Raw genomic sequence first — 19,140 nt, 5'->3', positions numbered from 1 at the left:
TCCGACACTGCGTGTGCGATGCGCCCATGAACCCAACGGCCGGCACGACATCCGCAACTGGAGAACAAATGGCTTCGATTTCTGCTGATACCTATAGCCCGTCGCGCGACGATTTCGCCGCGATGCTCGACGAGTCCTTCGCAGGTGGCAACCTGCAGGAGAGCTCCGTCGTCAAGGGCAAGGTGGTTGCAATTGAAAAAGACATGGCCGTCATCGACGTCGGCCTGAAGACCGAGGGCCGCGTTGCCCTGCGCGAATTTTCCGGCCCCGGCCGTGAGAGCGAGATCAAGGTCGGCGACGAGGTCGAAGTGTTCCTCGATCGCATCGAGAACGCCCTCGGCGAAGCCGTGCTGTCGCGCGACAAGGCGCGCCGCGAAGAGAGCTGGGGCAAGCTCGAGAAGGCCTTCCAGAACAACGAGAAGGTCAACGGCGTCATCTTCAACCAGGTCAAGGGCGGCTTCACCGTCGACCTCGACGGTGCCGTGGCCTTCCTGCCGCGCTCGCAGGTCGACATCCGTCCGATCCGCGACGTTGCGCCGCTGATGAACAACTCGCAGCCGTTCCAGATCCTCAAGATGGATCGCCGCCGCGGCAACATCGTCGTCTCCCGCCGCACGGTGCTGGAAGAGACCCGCGCCGAGCAGCGTCAGGAGCTGGTGCAGAACCTCGAAGAGGGGCAGGTCATCGACGGCGTGGTCAAGAACATCACCGATTACGGTGCGTTCGTTGATCTCGGCGGTATCGACGGTCTGCTGCACGTCACCGACATCGCGTGGCGCCGCGTCAACCACCCGACCGAGGTGCTCTCGATCGGCCAGACCGTGAAGGTCAAGATCATCAAGATCAACCACGAGACGCACCGCATCTCGCTGGGCATGAAGCAGCTGCTGGACGATCCGTGGCAGGGCATCGAAGCCAAGTACCCGCTGGGTGCCCGCTTCACCGGCCGCGTCACCAACATCACCGACTACGGTGCGTTCGTCGAGCTCGAGCCGGGCATCGAAGGCCTGATCCACGTCTCCGAGATGTCGTGGACCAAGAAGAACATGCACCCCGGCAAGATCGTTTCGACCTCGCAGGAAGTCGAAGTGCAGGTGCTGGAAGTCGATTCCGTCAAGCGCCGCATCTCGCTCGGCCTCAAGCAGACCATGCGCAACCCGTGGGAGGTCTTCGTCGAAGGTCACCCGACCGGTTCGGTGGTCGAAGGCGAGGTCAAGAACAAGACCGAGTTCGGTCTGTTCCTGGGCCTCGAGGGCGACGTCGACGGCATGGTCCATCTCTCCGACCTCGACTGGAAGCTTCCGGGCGAGCAGGTGATCGACAACTACAAGAAGGGCGACGTGGTGAAAGCCGTGGTGCTCGATGTGGACGTCGAGAAGGAGCGTATCTCGCTCGGCATCAAGCAGCTCGAAGGCGACCCCTTCGCCGAGCCGGGCGATGTCAAGAAGGGCGCGGTCGTGACCTGCGAAGTGCTCGAAGTGAAGGAAAGCGGCATCGAGGTGAAGATCACCGGTACCGACTTCTCGACCTTCATCAAGCGTTCGGAGCTCGCCCGTGACCGCAACGACCAGCGCGCCGAGCGCTTCGCCGTCGGCGAGAAGGTCGATGCCCGCGTGATCCAGTTCGACAAGAAGGCCCGCAAGGTCCAGGTGTCGATCAAGGCGCTCGAAGTCGCCGAAGAGAAGGAAGCCATCGCGCAGTACGGCTCCTCCGATTCGGGGGCGACGCTCGGTGACATTCTCGGCACCGCGCTCAAGAACCGCGACAAGTAAGCGAAACGCCTGTTTCGCAACCATCAAAGCCCCGGCGCGAGCCGGGGCTTTTTTGTTGCGGCGGCATACCATTGTCGTCCCGGACAAGCGCAGCGAAGCGGAGCGCCGATCCGGGGACGCATACCCACGGGGAGTGGTTTGACGAAGACTCGGAGTGGGCGCCTCGCGTCACACTCCTTCTTGTGGTTATGGGTCCCCGCGCCCCGTGCGCAATTGCGCACTAGGCGGGGATGACATCTGAGTGCTTGGCTACCATCCGGGCTACGCCAGCCTTGTTTTCTTCAAATTACGCCGCAATTGATGTATCCAGATAAGCCAATGGTCACGCTGTGACGGCACAACGCGCCCAGCCTTTCATTTGGAGATATTCCGATGTCGCTCGATTCGGACATCATCGTCGATCGTCGCAGGATACGTCGCAAGCTGACGTTCTGGCGCGTGATGGCTGCGCTGATCGCGATCGCGGCGATTGCGGGCTTTGCGCTGATCGCAACACCCGGTGCGCGCGGCACGTTCGCATCCGCCGGCTCGATCGCGCGGGTCCAGATCGATGGCCTGATCCGCAGCGACTCCGATCGCACCCAGGCGCTGGAGCGACTGGAGAACTCGCAGGCCGCCGCCGTCATCATTCACATCAACTCGCCGGGTGGCACCACCGCCGGTTCCGAGCAGCTTTACGATTCGCTTGTGAGGCTAAAGGCGAAGAAGCCGCTCGTCGTCGTGGTCGAAGGCCTCGCCGCGTCCGGCGGTTACATCACCGCGATCGCGAGCGACCACATCATTGCCCAGCAGAGCTCGCTGGTCGGTTCGATCGGCGTGCTGTTCCAGTTTCCCAACGTCACGGAGCTGCTGAAGACCGTCGGTGTGAAGGTCGAGGAGGTCAAATCCTCGCCGCTGAAGGCCGCGCCGAACGGTTTTGAGCCGACCAGCCCCGAGGCACGCGCCGCGCTCGATGCGCTGGTGAAGGATTCCTATGCCTGGTTCAAGGGATTGGTGAAGGAGCGGCGTGGCATGGATGACACGCAGCTCGAAAAAGTCGCCGATGGCCGCGTCTTCACCGGACGCCAGGCGATCGATCTCAAGCTGATCGATCAGCTCGGCGACGAGAAGACCGCCGTGACCTGGCTGGTCGAGCAGAAGGGCGTCAAGAAGGGCCTCACCGTCCGCGATTACAAGCTCCAGCCCCGCTTTGGCGATCTGCCGTTCCTCAAAACGGCTGCTGTCGTTACGCTGGAAGCGCTTGGTTTGGGCTCGATTGCGCATCAGATCGGGCAAACCGGCGTCACGCAGGCCGTCGATCGGCTCGGAATGGATGGAATGCTGGCCCTGTGGCAGCCGGCCGCGTCAAATTGATGGAACCGGGCGAGCTTCAGAGGCTTTTCCCGTCTGGCGGGTAGCGGGGCAGCCCGCTTTTTCGGCATTTGTCACGCATTTTCCCGACGCTCAACCTTCATTTAGCGTCTTGACAGATCACAGTATTTTCACGGAAATGGTCATCCGCACGCTTCCGGGTCCTATCTCTCGATGATCAAATCCGAACTTGTTCAGCGTATCGCCGAGCACAACCCGCATCTGTACCAGCGGGATGTCGAGAACATTGTGAATGCGATTCTCGAAGAGATCGTAGCGGCTCTCGCGCGCGGTGATCGCGTCGAGTTGCGCGGCTTCGGTGCCTTCTCGGTCAAGCATCGCCCTGCGCGCGCAGGGCGCAATCCGCGTACCGGCGCCCATGTGCCCGTCGATCAGAAGAGCGTTCCGTTCTTCAAGACCGGCAAGGAAATGCGCGAACGGCTGAACCGCGACCATCCGGATCCAGGCGCGCCAGACTGAGACCGGCGTCAGGGTTTTCCGCGGTCGCGAGCGATGCGGCCGGAAGCTTGATTCAAGGCGAGCGAAGCGAGATGCGAAAGTTCCTGACCGCGCTGATCGTGATTCCGCTGGGCCTGATCCTGGTGACCTTCGCCGTCGCCAACCGGCATTTCGTCACGGTCTCATTCGATCCCTTCATTACGAACGACCCGTCATTCTCGGTGACGCTGCCGCTGTTCCTTCTCCTCATCCTGGTGGCTGCCCTCGGGGTCCTCGCGGGCGGCTGCGCGGTCTGGTTCGGCCAGCGGCGCTGGCGGCGCGCGGCGCGCCGGAATGATGCGGATGCACGGGCTGCCAGGACCGAATTGGCCGATCTGCGGGCCCAGGCGGCCGCAGCGAAGCCCCAGCCCCAGCGCCTCCCCGTTCCCTCCGGGGTGGGCCTTTACGGGCCCATCGGACGAGACAAGCAGCGCGCGACGTTGTAGAAGCGGCCGCAACCGAAAACCCGGTTTTCCGGCCGCAGACCCGCGGCCTTCACCTGCTTCGAGACCATGTCCCTGCTCGTCAAAATCTGCGGCCTGTCCACGGGCGAGACGCTCGAAACAGCGCTCGACGCCGGCGCCGACATGGTGGGGTTCGTGTTCTTTCCGCCGTCGCCGCGGCACGTCTCTCTCGAGCTTGGCCGCGACCTCGGCCGCCAGGTGAAGCGGCGCGCGCTCAAGGTCGCGCTCACGGTCGATGCCGATGACGCCACGCTCGACAACATCATGGACGCGCTGTCGCCGGATATCCTTCAACTTCACGGCAAGGAGAGCGTCGCACGGCTGCGCGACATCAAGCAGCGGTTCGGCCGCCCGGTGATGAAAGCGGTGCCGGTCGCAACCGCCGCCGATCTCGCCGTGCTGCCTGGCTACGCAGAGGTTGCCGATCGCATCCTGTTCGACGCGCGGGCGCCAAAGGACGCGACACGTCCCGGCGGCCTCGGCGCGGCCTTCGATTGGCGCCTGCTCGAAAACCTGGAACTCAAGCTGCCGTATATGGTCTCGGGCGGACTTGACGCCCACAACGTCGCCGAGGCCCTTCGGGTCACGCGCGCCGGCGGCGTCGACGTTTCCTCCGGTGTCGAGAGCGCCTCCGGCGTCAAGGATCCCGAGATGATCAAGGCCTTCATTCGCGCCGCGCGCGCCACCCAAGATGCAAGTCAAGAGTTGAGCGTTCGATGAACATCGCCAAACCAAACTCCTACCGCAGCGGCCCCGACGACCGCGGGCACTTCGGCATTTTCGGCGGCCGCTTCGTCGCCGAAACCCTGATGCCGCTGATCCTCGATCTGGAGAAGGCCTACACGGCGGCCAAGGCCGATCCGGCCTTCCAGGCCGAGATGAACGGCTATCTCAAGAACTATGTCGGCCGGCCTTCGCCGCTCTATTTCGCCGAGCGCCTCACCGAGCATCTCGGCGGCGCCAAGATTTACCTCAAGCGCGAAGAGCTCAACCACACCGGCTCGCACAAGGTGAACAACGTGCTCGGCCAGATCATGCTGGCACGGCGCATGGGCAAGAAGCGCATCATCGCCGAGACCGGCGCCGGCCAGCACGGCGTTGCTACCGCGACGCTGTGCGCGCGCTTCGGCCTCGAATGCGTGGTCTATATGGGCGCCGTCGACGTCGAACGGCAGCAGCCCAACGTCATCCGCATGGAGATGCTGGGCGCAACCGTGGTCCCGGTGCAGTCGGGCACGCGCACGCTGAAGGACGCCATGAACGAGGCGCTGCGCGACTGGGTCACCAACGTGCACAACACGTTCTATTGCATCGGCACGGTGGCGGGCCCGCATCCCTATCCGACGCTGGTGCGCGACTTCCAGTCGATCATCGGCAACGAGACCAAGACGCAGATGCAGGAGGTCGAGGGACGCCTGCCGGACTCGCTGGTCGCCTGCATCGGCGGCGGCTCGAACGCGATGGGCCTGTTTCATCCGTTCCTCGACGATCCCTCCGTCGAAATCTTTGGCGTCGAAGCCGCCGGCCATGGGCTCACGCAACTGCATGCGGCCTCGATCGCAGGCGGCCGTCCCGGCGTGCTGCACGGCAACCGCACTTATCTCTTGATGGATGCGGACGGCCAGATCCAGGACGCGCATTCGATCTCCGCCGGCCTCGACTATCCCGGCATCGGCCCCGAGCATTCCTGGCTGCACGAGATCGGCCGCGTCAACTATCTCTCCGCGACCGATGACGAGGCGCTCGCAGCATTCCAGTTGCTGTCGCGGCTGGAAGGCATCATCCCCGCGCTCGAGCCCGCGCATGCCATCGCCAAGGTGATGGAGCTCGCGCCGAAGCGGCCGAGAGATCACCTGATGGTCGTCAATCTCTCCGGCCGCGGCGACAAGGACGTCCCGCAGGTCGGCGACATCCTGAGGGGCAAGAGCAAGTGACCACGCGTATCGACACCCGTTTCGCCGAGCTGAAGAAAGCGGGCCGCTCGGCCTTCGTCACCTATGTGATGGCCGGCGATCCCGATCTCTCGACGTCGCTCGATATCGTCAAGGCGCTGCCCAAGGCAGGCGCCGACGTCATCGAACTCGGCATTCCCTTCACCGATCCGATGGCGGATGGTCCCTCGATTCAGGCTGCAGGTCTGCGCGCGCTCAAGAACGGCATGACCTTGAAGAAGACGCTGGAACTGGTGGGCGACTTCCGCAAGGACGACAACGTCACGCCGCTGGTGCTGATGGGCTATTACAATCCGATCTACATTTACGGCGTCGACAAGTTTTTGGCCGATGCCAAGACGGCCGGCGTTGACGGCCTGATCATCGTCGATTTACCGCCGGAGGAAGACGACGAGCTCTGCATTCCCGCGCTGAAGGCGGGCCTGAACTTCATTCGCCTCGCGACCCCGACCACCGACGACAAGCGCCTGCCCGCGGTGCTCGCGAATACATCAGGCTTTGTCTACTACGTCTCTATCGCCGGCATCACCGGAGCCGCGGCGGCGGACGCGAATGCCGTCGGTGAAGCTGTCGCGCGCATCAAGCGGCATACCAAGCTGCCGATCTGCGTTGGTTTTGGCATCCGCACGCCAGAGGCGGCGCGCGCCATTGCCGAGAAGGCCGATGGTTCGGTGGTTGGCACCGCGCTGGTCGACGCGCTCAAGAACAGCCTCGACGCCGAGGGCCGGGCGACCGCCAAAACCGTTAACGCCGTAGCCGAGCTGACGGCGGCCCTGGCCCAGGGTGTCAAGGGCGCGAAAGCTGCGGCCGAATAGGCCATAATTCCGCTTCTGGGGCGGGCGAACACGGCGGCTTGCCGGGCAGAGGCCCGGCCGCCATATATCCTTCAGGCGGTCCCTCCGCGGGGCTCGCACATCGGAGCAAACCATGAACTGGCTTACCAATGTGGTCCGGCCGAAGATCCGCAACATGCTGCGGCGGGAGACGCCGGAGAATCTGTGGATCAAGTGCCCGGATTCCGGACAGCTCGTGTTCTACAAGGACGTCGAGGCCAACCAGTTCGTCATCCCCGGCTCGAACTACCACATGCGCATGGGCGCGGTGGCGCGTCTGAAGTCGATCTTCGACAACGAGACCTGGTACGACGTCGCGTTGCCCGACGTCACGCCCGATCCACTCAAGTTCCGTGACGAGAAAAAGTACGTCGACCGTATCAAGGATGCCCGTGCGCGCACCAATCTGAACGATGCGATCAAGGTCGGCTATGGCAAGCTCGAAGGCGCCGCCGTCGTCGTCGCCGTGCAGGATTTCGATTTCATGGGCGGCTCGCTCGGCATGGCCGCAGGCGAAGCGATCGTGCGCGGGCTGGAGCTCGCCGTCGAGAAGAAGTCGCCGTTCATCGTGTTCGCCGCATCGGGCGGCGCGCGCATGCAGGAAGGCATCCTGTCGCTGATGCAGATGCCGCGCACCACGGTCGCGGTGCAGATGCTGCGCGAAGCAAAACAGCCCTACATCGTCGTGCTGACCAACCCGACCACCGGCGGCGTCACAGCGTCCTACGCGATGCTGGGCGACGTCCAGATCGCCGAGCCCGGTGCGCTGATCGGCTTCGCCGGCGCGCGCGTGATCGAGCAGACCATCCGCGAGAAATTGCCGGAAGGCTTCCAGCGCGCCGAATATCTGAAGGATCACGGCATGGTCGACATGGTCGTGCACCGTCACGAACTGCGCCCGACCCTGGCGCGGCTCTGCCGCCTGCTGACCAGGGCGCCGGCGCAGGAAGGCGCATCGAAATCGGTGCAGCCGGTCGTCAGTCCGGCGCAGATCGTCTCGGCCGCCGAGACGGCGCCGGCCGCGCCGCACGCGTGAACGCGTCCTCTGACAGCGCAAAGCCGCCGCTCGGTGAATTGATCGGGCGGCTGTCGGCCCTGCATCAGAAGCGCATCGATCTCGGGCTGGAGCGGATGCACCGCCTGCTCGAGCGGCTCGACCACCCTGAACGCAAGCTACCGCCGGTGATCCACATCGCCGGCACCAACGGCAAGGGCTCGACGCTCGCTTATCTGCGCGCGACGCTGGAGGCCGCGGGCCTGCGGGTCCATGCCTACACCTCGCCCTATCTCGTCCGCATCAACGAATGTTTTCGTCTGGGCCGTGTCGGCGGCGGGGTGCTGGTCGGCGACGATGAATTGCGCGCGGTTCTGGAAGAGGTCGAGCGGGTCAATGCCGGCGAAGCCGCGACCGTGTTCGAGCTGAAGACCGCGGCTGCCTTCCATCTGTTCGCGCAGAACCCTGCCGATGTCGTGCTGCTTGAGGTCGGCCTCGGCGGTCGGCTCGATTCGACCAATGTGGTCGACACACCGGCAGCCTGCGTGATTACGCCCATCAGCATGGACCACATGGATTTCCTCGGCGATACGCTGACCTCCATCGCCGGCGAGAAGGCGGCGATCATCAAGCGCGGCGTGCCCGTGATTTGCGCCGAGCAGACGGGCGAGGCGATGGCCGTGATCGAGGCGCAGGCGAGGCACATGCGCGCGCCGCTGTTTGCCGCGGGCGAGAGCTGGCACGTCAATGTCGAGCACGGGCGTCTGGTCTATTCCGACGATCGCGGCCTGATGGATCTGGCGGCGCCGCGCCTGTTCGGCCGCCACCAGTTCGACAATGCCGGTCTTGCGATCGCGACGCTGCGCGCGATTCCGGCTTTCAAAGTCAACCAGGCGGCCTTCGAGGCGGGCATCGTCGGCGCCGAATGGCCGGCGCGGATGCAGCGCATCACCTCGGGCGAGCTGCTCGCGCTCGGACCGCAGGGCTCGGAGATCTGGCTCGACGGCGGCCACAATGCCGAAGGCGGGCGCGTCGCGGCGGCCGCGCTCGGCGATCTCGAAGAGCGGGTGTCGCGTCCGCTGGTCGTGATCGCGGGCATGATGGCCAACAAGGACGCGCAAGGTTTTCTCGCCAATTTCGCCGGCCTGACCCGTCACATCATCGCGGTGCCGATCCCCGACACCGAGAATGCGATGGCGGTCGACCGCCTCGCGGATGCCGCGCGCAGCCTCGGCATGCGCGTCGAGACCGCGCCCGGCATCGAAGCCGCGCTACGCGGCTTGGCGAAGCTCGCCTACGAGGTGCCACCGCGCATCCTGATCACCGGCTCGCTTTATCTTGCCGGCCACGTGCTGGGCATCAACGGCACGCCTCCTGCATAGAGGGGCGTAGCCCGGATGGAGCGAAGCGCAATCCGGGATCACGCCGCAAGCGATCAAGGCCCCGGATTACGCTTCGCTCCATCCGGGCTACAGGAATCTCAATGCGTTTCGCCGCGATCGCCGACGTTCACGGGAACCATCTCGCGCTGGAGGCGGTGCTTGCCGACATCCGCGCGCAGGGCATCGCCGACATCGTCAATCTCGGCGACATGCTGAGCGGCCCGCTCGATGCGCGCCGGACCATCGAGATCCTGATGCAGCTCGACGCCGTGCACGTGCTCGGCAATCACGACCGCTACCTGCTCGATCGCCCGCCGGAACAGATGGGATCGTGGGACCGTCCAGCCTACGAAGCGCTCAATGCCGCGCAACTCGACTGGCTGCGCGCGCAGCCGATGACGCGGGTGTTTCGCGAGCAGGTTTTCCTCTGTCATGCGACGCCCGATGACGATGAGGTCTATTGGCTCGATACCGTGCATCCCGACGGCACGGTGGCGCTCTCGCCGCTCGACCGCATCGAGCAGTTCGCGCAGGGCGTCACGCAAACGCTGATCCTTTGCGCGCACACCCATCTTGCCCGCGCGGTGCGGTTGCGCGACGGCCGGTTGATCGTCAATCCCGGCAGCGTCGGCAGCCCCGGCTATCGCGACGTGCATCCATTCCCGCATGTCGTCGAAGCCGGCACGCCGCACGCGCGCTATGCGATCCTTGAGCTCGTTGACGGTGTTTGGCAGGTGACATTCCGGCACGTCGCATATGACCGTGAGGCGATGGCCGTACTCGCGCGCCGCAATGGCCAGCCGGAGCTGGCGAATGCATTGGCGACGGGGTGGGTTGGATAGAGGCGCTTCGTCCCGGTTGCCTCGACTCCTCAATAAGCGCGCTTATGATGAGCGTACATATTAAGGAGGGCAGCGTGCGATGAACGACGACAATGTCTGGCGGGGCGAATACGCGGTCGAGACATCGGCAGCCCCGGAGACGGTCTGGAGCATCTTCCGCGATGTGCCGGGTTGGAAAACCTGGAACGCAGGTATCGAGCAGATCGACATTGACGGGCCATTTGCGGCAGGGACCTGGTTCACGATGAAGCCTCCCGGCGAGGAGGCGCTGCGCTCGCAGTTGATCGAGGTCCGCGAGAACGCGTGCTTCATCGACGAAACGCGAGTCGGCGATCTCGTCATTAAGGTCGCCCATCGCATCGAATCCCTTGGGGCAGGGCGCACACGGATCGTTTACGCCGTCGACGCGCGAGGGCCGCAAGCGTCCGAGATCGGTCCGGCTGTCGCGTCGGACTTTCCCGATGTTCTCGCCAGTCTCGCCAAACTCGCCGAAACGAGATCGGCATGATTGACGTCGAGCAAAAATAAAACGGCCGGCGTGTTGCCGGCCGTTGAAGAATTCTCAGTTACACGTGCCGCGGATCAAACCGCGGACGTGATCCACTGCTGAAGCTTCGCCTTCGGCGCGGCGCCGACCTGACGGGAGGCCATCTCGCCGCCCTTGAAGATCATCAGCGTCGGGATCGACATCACGCCATACTTGGACGCGGTCTTCGGGCTCTCGTCGACGTTGAGCTTGACGATCTTGACCTTGTCGCCCATCGCGCCGGCGATCTCGTCGAGGGCGGGTGCGATCATGCGGCAGGGGCCGCACCATTCGGCCCAGAAATCGACGACCACAGGGCCGTTCGCCTTGAGCACTTCGGCTTCGAAATCGGTATCGGAAACCTTGCCAACGGCCATTGGAGCACCTCGTACGGTTGAAAGAGAATCGGCGCGACGTGGAATCGCGCCCGGGATCATGGCGTCAACCTATGAACGGCTCCTTGCCGGGTCAAGGACGCTCACGCCGACATGAAGGGATGCCAGCGCCGCGTCCAGCGCGGGGGCTGAAATCTCCATATATTCAAGGGCCTCGGTCCAGAGCAGGACGGCCCGGATCGGCTTTTGGGGATAAAGCCGGGCCAGCACCGCCCGGTACAGCGCGAGCTGCCGGACATAGGCGGCGGGCGCCTCCGCGGCGCTTTTGGGCGCCGCCTGGTTGGTCTTGAAATCGACGATCAGAACCTCGTCCGGACGGACGACCAGCCGGTCAATCTGCCCCGACACCAGCGCTGGCGGCCGCCCCGGCCGGTCCACTCGGCCGACGATCGAGACCTCGGCACGGCTGCCGGCGGTAAACACCGGGGCAAAGCGCGGTTCGGCGATCAGGGCGAGAACCTTGTCGGCCAGCGCGGTCCGGTCGGCCTCCGTCCAGTCGGGCGCGTTGCGCGCCATGAAGCCAAGCGCGGCCTCGCGCCGGCGCTCGGGGGCGATGTCGGGGAGGGATTGCAGCAGCCGGTGCACCAGCGTGCCGCGCTGCAGCGCCACCGCGCGCGACTGCACCGATTCGCCTGGCCGCACGCTTCGGCCGTCCTCGGCCGACTGGCCGGAGGGGCGCACTGGATCGTCATCGACGCTCTCGTGCGGTAACGGCGTCCGCAGCCAGTCCGGCAATGCGATCGATTGGTCCACCGACATCGCAGGCGTGCCGAGCGCCCCGACATCCTCCGGCCGGGCGAATCGGGTCACCTTACCGAGCGGCGTCTCGATCGTCTGCTTGTCCAGGCCCGAGCCGGTGAGCCCGGTGTCGATGAGGTCATACCAGCTCAGCTTGCGGACCGTCTTCATGTTACCGGGCATGCAGCCGCCGACGATCAGCCGATCGGCCGCGCGCGTCATCGCGACATAGAGCAGGCGGCGATACTCGTCCTCGGTCTCCTCGATCATGGCCTTGCGTGCGTCGGCGACGGGCTTGGGATCGTCGGCCTTGCGCCCGGCCCAGACCACGACCTCGCCGCCATTGCCGCGCGGCACGTGGATCAGCCGGACCCGCTGCGAATCCGCGGGCGATGATGTCGTGTCGACCATGAACACGACGGAGGCTTCGAGGCCCTTGGCGCCGTGCACCGTCATCACCCGCACCTCGTCGCGCGAGATCTCCATGTCGCGCTTCACCTCGGTGTCGGCCGAGCGCAGCCAGGCCATGAAACCCTGCAGGGAGGCCGGTGCCTTGCGCTCGTAATTCAGCGCCAGCTCCAGGAACTCGTCGAGCGCGTCGTTGGCCTCATGGCCGAGCCGGCGCAGGATCCGCGCACGTCCGCCGTCGCCGCCGAGCAGCCAAGCGTAGAAGGCGAACGGAGTCTCGTCGCGCGACCGCGCCTCGCAGGCTTCAAGCCGCCGCAGTGCCGTGGCGAACGTCTCGCTTGTGGCGGCATGTTCGGCAAGCGCGCGGCGCAGCGACCCCTTGCGGCCCCAGGCGAGCTGAAACAGGTCGTCGTCATCGAGCCCGAACAGAGGGCTCTTCAGCGCAACCGCGAGCGCGAGATCGTCCTGCGGCAGCAGCAGCGCGTCCGCGAGATTCATCAGGTCGATGATCGCGATGTGCTCGGTCAGCTTCAGCCGGTCGGCGCCGGCGACCGGAACATTGGCGTGCTTCAGCGCCTGGATCACGGCGTCGAACGCATTGCCGCGCCGGCGCACCAGGATCAGCATGTCGCCGTAACGTAAGGGGCGGCGCTCGCCTTCGTGTCCCGTCAGCGTGCCGCTCTCGACCAGTTGCTTGATCTCGGTCTGGATGCGGCGGGCGAGCTTCACCTCGGGGCTGGTGGCGGCGACGCCATCGAACGGCGCGCGCCAGCCCTCGATCTCCTGCCTGTCATCGGGCTCGGCGAGATCCCACAGCTCGATCACGCTCGGGCCCGCATCGGCGAGCGCATTGTGCAGGGGATGGCCGATCTCTGCCGAATGGATGCTCTTGTAGATCTGGGGCTCGCGGAAGACGTGGTCGACCGAGTGCAGGATCGCCGCGCCCGAACGGAACGAATAGGTGAAGGCGACCGGATCGAACTTCAGCCCGGCGGCGGTGAACTTGCTGCGCAGCTCGCGCCGGCGCGCGTCGAATTCTCGGGGTTGGGCGCCCTGAAAGGAGAAGATCGACTGCTTCTCGTCGCCGACGGCAAAGACGGTGCGGTTCAACCCTTCGCGCGCGCCTTCGCCCGCGGTGAACTCGGAAATGATGTGCGCGACGATGTCCCACTGCCGCGGGCTCGTGTCCTGGGCTTCGTCGATCAGGACGTGATCGACGCCGCGGTCGAGCTTGTAATGCACCCAGCCTGAAGAGACGCGGTTCAGCATCGCCAGCGTCTTGTCGATGAGGTCGTCGTAGTCGAGCAGCCCGCGCTCCTGCTTCTCACGGCGGTAGTTTGCGGCGGCCGCGGTCGCGATGTGCAGCAGGGCCGCGGTGCGGTCACGCATGGTCACCGCGCGGCGCTTCTCGATCAATCCGCCGAGGCGCTGCCCCTCGTTCTCGAACAGGCGGGCGACGGATGGGTTGTGATCGCCAAACTTCTTCGTCAGCACCGCCTTGCGCGGCAGCTTTTCGTCGGTGAGGAAGACGCCGAGATAGGCATCGACCTGTGCGGCACCGGAGAAGACCTTCGCCTCGCGGAGGCGACTCGCCTGGTCGTTGTCGGACTTGCTGCCGTCTTCCAGCGCGAAGGCAATGTCGTCCCAACGCGACCGCGGCAGGAAGGGACCGTCGAGAATTTCCGTCTCGACGTCCTCGATCCGATCGCTCGCCTCCACGCCCAGCACCGCCGCCATCTGCTCAGCAGCTGCCCCGGCGTTGCCGGCCTCGTCGGTCCAGGCCATGAAATGATCGCGGCTGAGACAGGCTTCGCGCACGACCTCCTTGAAAGTGACGTCGGCCGCACTCGCCATCGCGGTGAGCAGCGCGCGGCCGGTGACGGTCTCCGGATCGCGCGCGGCTTCCAGCAGCACCTTCAGATTGGCGCGCTCCATCATGTCGGTCTGGTCGCGCTCGTCGATCACGGCGAAGCGCGCGGGAACATTGGCCTCGAACGGAAACTGCTGGAGCAGCCGGGTGCACAACGCGTGGATGGTCTGCACCTTCAATCCGCCCGGCGTCTCCAGCGCGCAGGCGAACAGCTTTCGTGCTTCGCGGCGCAGTTTTCGGTCCGGATGGGGAATGCCGACGTCGCGGATCGCTGCATCAAGCTCCGCATCGTCCAGCGTCACCCAATGGCCAAGCGTGGTGAAAACGCGTTCAGCCATGTTGGCGGCCGCCGCCTTGGTGAAGGTGATGCAGAGGATCTTTTCCGGCGGCACACCTGACAACAGCAGCCGGATCACGCGCTGCACCAGCACATGCGTTTTGCCTGAGCCAGCGTTGGCCGACACGAAGGCCGACGCGGTCGGGTCCGACGCGCGCCTCTGTGTGTCGCGCACAGCATTCGGGATGGGGCGTAGCGCTTTTACCATTCTTCGATCCCCAGGCCGCCGGCCGCCGACCATTCCTTGATGCGGGCGAGGTCGTCATAGGTGCCGTAGCGGTTGGTCCACATCGGCAGGTTCAGCGAGGTGTACGCCTGGTTCTCGTCCTCGAAGGCACGGATCAGCGCCTCCAGCTTGGCCCGTGCTTCGGCGGCGGCCGTGTCCGGCGGCTGCGGCTCGTCGCCTTGCCTATATTTGAGCTCGAGGATGCGCTCTTCACCGGGGGGATTGTTGCCGCTCAGGCGCACATAGACGAGCTGGCTGACGGACGAACCCGCGTCGATGTCAGGGAAGCCGCCCTCGCGCAGGATCGCCGCTTCCAGCGTGAGCTGCGGTGACAGGCCCATGCGGACCTGCTTGCCGGTCGGCGGCTGCCCGGTCTTGTAGTCGAGGATAGCATAGCTGCCGCCCTGGCGCCGCTCGATGCGGTCGGCGCGGGCGGAGAGCTGGAAGCTGCGCTCGTGGTCGAGCCGGATCGAAATCTCGCCACGCGTCTCCGCCGTGATGACCTCGATCACGTCGCGACGCGCCGTCTCCCATTCGCCAAACCAGCGCGCGATGCGCTGGAAACGCGGCCACCACAGCGCGCGCGCTTCGGGGCGCTCCATCAGCGGCTCAAAATACTTCTTACCGATCGCGTGCAGCACGCGGGCGGGATCGTCGGGCAGGCGCGCGGCGTAGCTTTCCGTGAACTCGCCGAGCGCATCGTGAATCGCCGAGCCGCGGTCGGCGGCCGACAGAGGCATGTCGACGGGGTCGAGCGCGTCGAGCCGCAAAATGTGCTTTGCGTAGATCGTGTAGGGATCACGCAGCCAGTCCTCGATCGCGGTGACCGACATCTTGAGCGGCCGCGTCGCGCGCGGCGGCCGCGGCTCGGGCTGCTTGACCGGCCTGACCTCGTCGGGCTGGTCCAGCGCGCCCGCAAACTGCACGTATTTTTCGCCCGCGCGGATGGCCGTCTTCCAGAACTCGCCGCCCGCGACCGCCTCTAACCGGTGCAGGAAGCGCGAGGCGACCGCTGGTGCGCCGCCGGCCTTCGCGGAATGGGTCAGGATCACCTCGCCGCCGCCGAGCAGTTGCGCGAAATCGTGTGCGGAGAGGCCGATACGGCGCTCCGGCAGATCGAGGCCAAGCTCGTGCCGCATCGGCCGGCTGAGCCAGGGATCGATGCGCGGCGCCGGCGGCCAGACGCCTTCGATCAAGCCGCCGATGATGATCCGGTCGGCCTGCATCAGGCGCGATTCCAGCGGGCCGTAGATCTGCAGCCGCGCGCCGGGTCTGTCCCGCCGCCGCACGGCCCGGTCGCTGAACGCGGTCTGGAAAACGTCGGCATAGTCAGACAGCGTCACCATCAACCCGCTGGTGGTGCCGCCGCGCAGGAGGTCGTCGAAGGCGGCTGCGAGCGCCAGGCCCTCGCGCTCCTCGAAAGCGAGCGGGATGCCCTGCTCGTCGCGCGACAGTTCGATCATGATCTCGCGATGCCGGTGCGCGAGCTCGGCGAAGTCGTACGGTTTCGATGACGCGAGACTCTCGATCGGCGCCAACGCTTGTCGCAGGGCATCGATCAGCGCCTGGATGCGATCGAGGTCCTCTGCCTTCAGACGCGCACGTGGCTCCGCGTGGTGGAGCGCAGAGACCTCCTTGCGCCACAGCTTTGCCAGCTCCTCGCGGAAACGATTGAATTCGCGCAGCAGGCCTGCGGTGCCCGCAGGCGGCCGCGTGCCGCGCAGGACTGCAAGCTCGAGGCCCTCGATTGCCGCCTTCCATGCGCCAGGCAGCCGGCCAAGCCGGCACAGCGGATGCTTCAGCATCGCCAATAGCGTCGGCGGCTCCAATCCCTTGGTCGCAGCCTCGGCCGCGAGGCGCGCAAAAACGCCGGCGGACGTTTCCATCAGCACGTCGCCGCCGGAATCGTCGAAGGCGAGATCCCATCGCGTCAGCGCGGCCATCACCCGCCGCGCCAGCGCGCGGTCCGGCGTCACCAGCGCCGCTGATTTGTCGAGATGGCGCGCCTCGCGCATCGCAATGGCGATCGCGAGGGCCTCCATTTCGGGATTGGGCGCCTCGACCACCGCGAGGTTTGACATGCCGCCGGCGATCTTCGCTGCGACATCCGGTTGCTTCAGCCGGTCGTGCCAGACTTCCGTCTTGGCAGATGGCCGCATCGATTCGGAGGCGAGCAGATCGCGGCCGCCGTCCGCTGCCGGTTGAAGCAGCTCGACATCGCCGCGCTTGATGCCGAAGCGATCCAGCAGCGCGTGCATAGCATATTGCGGATGGTTCGACGCCGGATGCTCGGCGAACTTGCCGAGCGAATCGCGCACGCCGCCGATGCTGCGCCAGGCGTCGTCGTCGAGGTCGGTGTCGAGGCCGGGCAGCACCACGGCACCATGCGGCAGCGATGCGACCGCATGCAGGAATTTTGCGGTGGCCGGCATCGAGCCGGTCGAGCCCGCCGCGATCACGGGGCCATGGGGATGCGCGGTCAACCGCCTGGCTTCCGCCGCGATCAGGAGGTCGCGCCGCGCCGCGGGCTCGATCCGGTTGATCTCGGCGAGATGGCCGGGCCACGCGATGCGCGCGATCCGCAAAAATTCGAGCGAGTGCTGCCAGTAGCGGTCGAGCATGTCGGGCACGAGGCCGTCGAGCGCGCTCCAGTCGACGCCGCGCGTCACCATGTCGTCGATCAGGCGCGCGAGGTCGCCGGCCAGCGCCAGCGTCGAGGCGGGGCCGCCGACCACCAGCGGGGACAGCACCGGGCCCTTGGCCCAGGCGGCGACGAGCTGCGCCAGCGTCAGCCGCCGTTCCAGCTCGCCAAGCCGCGGCGGAATGTCGAGCGGCGCTGCGCCGGAGAACTGCTCGCCCTCGTCGGCGAAAGCGAGCTCGTCCTCGTCGATGTCGCCGAGCGCGACGATGCGGGGCAGGACCACCGCATCGGCGGCCATCTCGTCGAGAAAGATCTCGCGCACGACGCGCATGGCGCGCCTTGTCGGCAGGTACAGCGTGGCATCCGCAAGCCGCGCCGGTTCCTTGCGCGCCTCGAATCCGTCGACCAGCCGGCCGTCGAGCAGGCTCGAGACGACCGTGCGCAGGAACGGAACTGAGATGGGAACGCTGAAAACGCGCATGGGCTGCCTGATTCGGGAATCAGGCGCCAATATAGGGAGGCGGATTCAAATGGATATGGGTGGAGGGGAGATAGTCCCCGCTGTTCGCCTGACTAGGATCAGGTGTCGTAGGGTGGGCAAAGGCGCACTCGCGCCGTGCCCACCATGTATCCCCGATCTCTAAGCAGAGAGATGGTGGGCACGCTTCGCTTTGCCCACCCTACGGTACTCGCGTCCGGGACACGAGAGCAGCTTACGCCACGCTCTCCAGAAACGCCTCTTCCGCCGCATGCACGGCATCGGGCGTGCCGACATGCATCCAGACGCCGTCGAGGCGGAGGCCGAACAGCCGTTCCTGCTCGTTGGCGCGGTCGAACATCTTGGTCAGCGAGAACTCGCCCGTCGGCGCGTCGGCGAAGATCGAGGGCGACAGGATCGCCGCGCCGGCATAGACGAACGGAACGACCTCTTTTTCCTTGCGCTTGCGCAGGGCGCCGTCGGGCAGCATGCCGTAATCGCCACGGCCGCTATAGCCGATGCTGGTCGCGGTCGGCGCCATCAAGAGCAGGATGTCCATGCGCTCAGGGTCGAAGTTTTCCGCAAGCCGCGCCAGGTTCGAGCGCACGCCGTCGATCCACAGCGTGTCGGAATTGACATGGAAGAACGGCGCGTCGCCGAGCAGCGGCAGCGCCTTGACCACGCCACCGCCGGTGCCGAGCACCTGGTCGCGCTCGTCCGAGATGGTCACGCGCGGATGCTGGCGGGATGCGGTGTGGTTGATGATCTGGTCCGGCAGATAGTGCACATTGACGATCGCCTCGGTCACGCCGGCGTCGCCGAGCTTGTCGAGCACATGGTCCAGCAGCGGCTGGCCGGCCACCGGCACGAGCGGCTTCGGCATCTTCTCCGTCAACGGACGCATGCGCAGCCCGAACCCCGCAGCGAGCACCATGGCTTTGGTCGGTTTGACGGACATCGTGCGCTTTCTCAGACTCGTCTTTCCCGGAATCGAGAACTTTTGAAGTTCGCGTACGCAGCAATCCTAACACGGACCGCAATTGGCCGCACCGCGTCTTAACCGCCTTAACCACCTGCCGTGACGGTTGTACGACGGGTGTGGCCGTCACGCCCCAACGGATGTGGAACGCGCCTTCTTCTTCTTGTCGCCGAGCTTGAGAAAATTGACGCCGATCTGGTCGCCATTGACCCACGCCAGCTCACAGCGCCGGTACGCAAGTCCGGTAGACGACAGCAGGAGAAAAAATTCCTTCAGATGCAGGCCCTCGACCGAGCCGTCGATGGTCAGCTTGGCGCCGCTCTCGGAGACGTCCTCCATGGTGCACTCGCGCCGCCAGGTGCCGTCGATCCCCATCATCTGGGCCGGTATCCCGCGCTCGAAAACAACCCGGCTGTTGCCACGATGGTCCGTCTTGACCGCCATCTGCCCTTGCT

16 protein-coding genes are annotated in these 19,140 nt (G+C 65.6%); 11 read left to right on the top strand and 5 right to left on the bottom strand.

What is annotated here, in order from left to right; all coding sequences use genetic code 11:
• Nucleotides 1–68 precede the first annotated feature (68 nt).
• The 11 genes from rpsA to AB7Z56_RS00465 all read left to right on the top strand — a co-directional run bounded on the left by rpsA (nucleotide 69) and on the right by AB7Z56_RS00465 (nucleotide 10,595).
• The gene (gene rpsA / locus AB7Z56_RS00515; protein WP_063980172.1) at nucleotides 69–1,772 is read left to right on the top strand and encodes a 30S ribosomal protein S1; all 1,704 of its coding nucleotides are present in this window, start codon (nucleotides 69–71) and stop codon (nucleotides 1,770–1,772) included.
• A 372-nt stretch (nucleotides 1,773–2,144) separates the two neighbouring features.
• Nucleotides 2,145–3,125 carry a signal peptide peptidase SppA gene (sppA, locus tag AB7Z56_RS00510; protein ID WP_063980171.1) on the top strand — a complete coding sequence of 327 codons (981 nt, stop codon included), beginning with the start codon at nucleotides 2,145–2,147 and terminating at the stop codon, nucleotides 3,123–3,125.
• Nucleotides 3,126–3,296: 171 nt separating this feature from the next.
• The gene (locus AB7Z56_RS00505) at nucleotides 3,297–3,602 is read left to right on the top strand and encodes an integration host factor subunit beta (RefSeq protein WP_007598410.1); all 306 of its coding nucleotides are present in this window, start codon (nucleotides 3,297–3,299) and stop codon (nucleotides 3,600–3,602) included.
• A 71-nt stretch (nucleotides 3,603–3,673) separates the two neighbouring features.
• Nucleotides 3,674–4,066, top strand: coding sequence for a lipopolysaccharide assembly protein LapA domain-containing protein (locus AB7Z56_RS00500; protein WP_063985960.1), 393 nt, complete (start codon nucleotides 3,674–3,676; stop codon nucleotides 4,064–4,066).
• A 66-nt stretch (nucleotides 4,067–4,132) separates the two neighbouring features.
• A complete protein-coding gene (locus AB7Z56_RS00495; protein WP_028149799.1) occupies nucleotides 4,133–4,804 on the top strand; it encodes a phosphoribosylanthranilate isomerase in 672 nt (223 codons plus the stop codon).
• Nucleotides 4,801–6,018 (top strand): tryptophan synthase subunit beta, encoded by a 1,218-nt coding sequence (gene trpB, locus AB7Z56_RS00490; RefSeq protein WP_063980170.1) that lies wholly within the window; start codon nucleotides 4,801–4,803, stop codon nucleotides 6,016–6,018. The genes AB7Z56_RS00495 and trpB overlap by 4 nt, the downstream gene beginning before the upstream one ends.
• The gene (trpA, locus tag AB7Z56_RS00485; protein ID WP_063980169.1) at nucleotides 6,015–6,851 is read left to right on the top strand and encodes a tryptophan synthase subunit alpha; all 837 of its coding nucleotides are present in this window, start codon (nucleotides 6,015–6,017) and stop codon (nucleotides 6,849–6,851) included. The genes trpB and trpA overlap by 4 nt, the downstream gene beginning before the upstream one ends.
• 112 nt (nucleotides 6,852–6,963) lie before the next feature.
• The gene (accD, locus tag AB7Z56_RS00480; protein WP_063980168.1) at nucleotides 6,964–7,905 is read left to right on the top strand and encodes an acetyl-CoA carboxylase, carboxyltransferase subunit beta; all 942 of its coding nucleotides are present in this window, start codon (nucleotides 6,964–6,966) and stop codon (nucleotides 7,903–7,905) included.
• Nucleotides 7,902–9,245, top strand: a complete 1,344-nt coding sequence (locus tag AB7Z56_RS00475; RefSeq protein ID WP_063980167.1) for a bifunctional folylpolyglutamate synthase/dihydrofolate synthase — start codon at nucleotides 7,902–7,904, stop codon at nucleotides 9,243–9,245. Before accD ends, AB7Z56_RS00475 begins: the two co-directional genes overlap by 4 nt.
• 101 nt (nucleotides 9,246–9,346) lie before the next feature.
• Nucleotides 9,347–10,087, top strand: coding sequence for a metallophosphoesterase family protein (locus AB7Z56_RS00470; RefSeq protein WP_441256136.1), 741 nt, complete (start codon nucleotides 9,347–9,349; stop codon nucleotides 10,085–10,087).
• 79 nt (nucleotides 10,088–10,166) lie between these two features.
• Complete coding sequence (locus tag AB7Z56_RS00465; protein WP_063980165.1) at nucleotides 10,167–10,595, top strand: SRPBCC family protein; 429 nt, start codon at nucleotides 10,167–10,169, stop codon at nucleotides 10,593–10,595.
• Between the two features lie 74 nt (nucleotides 10,596–10,669).
• Here AB7Z56_RS00465 and trxA read toward each other — a convergent pair whose 3' ends face one another.
• From trxA to AB7Z56_RS00440, 5 genes are all read right to left on the bottom strand, one after another.
• Complete coding sequence (gene trxA, locus AB7Z56_RS00460) at nucleotides 10,670–10,990, bottom strand: thioredoxin (protein WP_007598398.1); 321 nt, start codon at nucleotides 10,988–10,990, stop codon at nucleotides 10,670–10,672.
• A gap of 69 nt (nucleotides 10,991–11,059) precedes the next feature.
• A complete protein-coding gene (gene addA, locus AB7Z56_RS00455) occupies nucleotides 11,060–14,569 on the bottom strand; it encodes a double-strand break repair helicase AddA (RefSeq protein WP_231143735.1) in 3,510 nt (1,169 codons plus the stop codon).
• Nucleotides 14,563–17,709, bottom strand: a complete 3,147-nt coding sequence (gene addB, locus AB7Z56_RS00450; protein ID WP_063980163.1) for a double-strand break repair protein AddB — start codon at nucleotides 17,707–17,709, stop codon at nucleotides 14,563–14,565. The genes addA and addB overlap by 7 nt, the downstream gene beginning before the upstream one ends.
• Nucleotides 17,710–17,941: 232 nt before the next feature.
• Nucleotides 17,942–18,664: a nucleotidyltransferase family protein gene (locus tag AB7Z56_RS00445; protein WP_063980162.1), complete on the bottom strand. Its 723-nt coding sequence runs from the start codon at nucleotides 18,662–18,664 to the stop codon at nucleotides 17,942–17,944.
• 147 nt (nucleotides 18,665–18,811) lie between these two features.
• Nucleotides 18,812–19,129, bottom strand: coding sequence for a PilZ domain-containing protein (locus tag AB7Z56_RS00440; protein ID WP_014490931.1), 318 nt, complete (start codon nucleotides 19,127–19,129; stop codon nucleotides 18,812–18,814).
• Nucleotides 19,130–19,140: the final 11 nt, after the last annotated feature.

Origin of the sequence: Bradyrhizobium sp. 482_C4_N1_8 (assembly GCF_052075965.1) — a bacterium.
In the GTDB taxonomy this organism is placed as follows: domain Bacteria; phylum Pseudomonadota; class Alphaproteobacteria; order Rhizobiales; family Xanthobacteraceae; genus Bradyrhizobium; species Bradyrhizobium barranii.
Note: the sequence above shows the minus strand (reverse complement) of the source record. Positions and strands in the feature narration are given on the sequence as shown.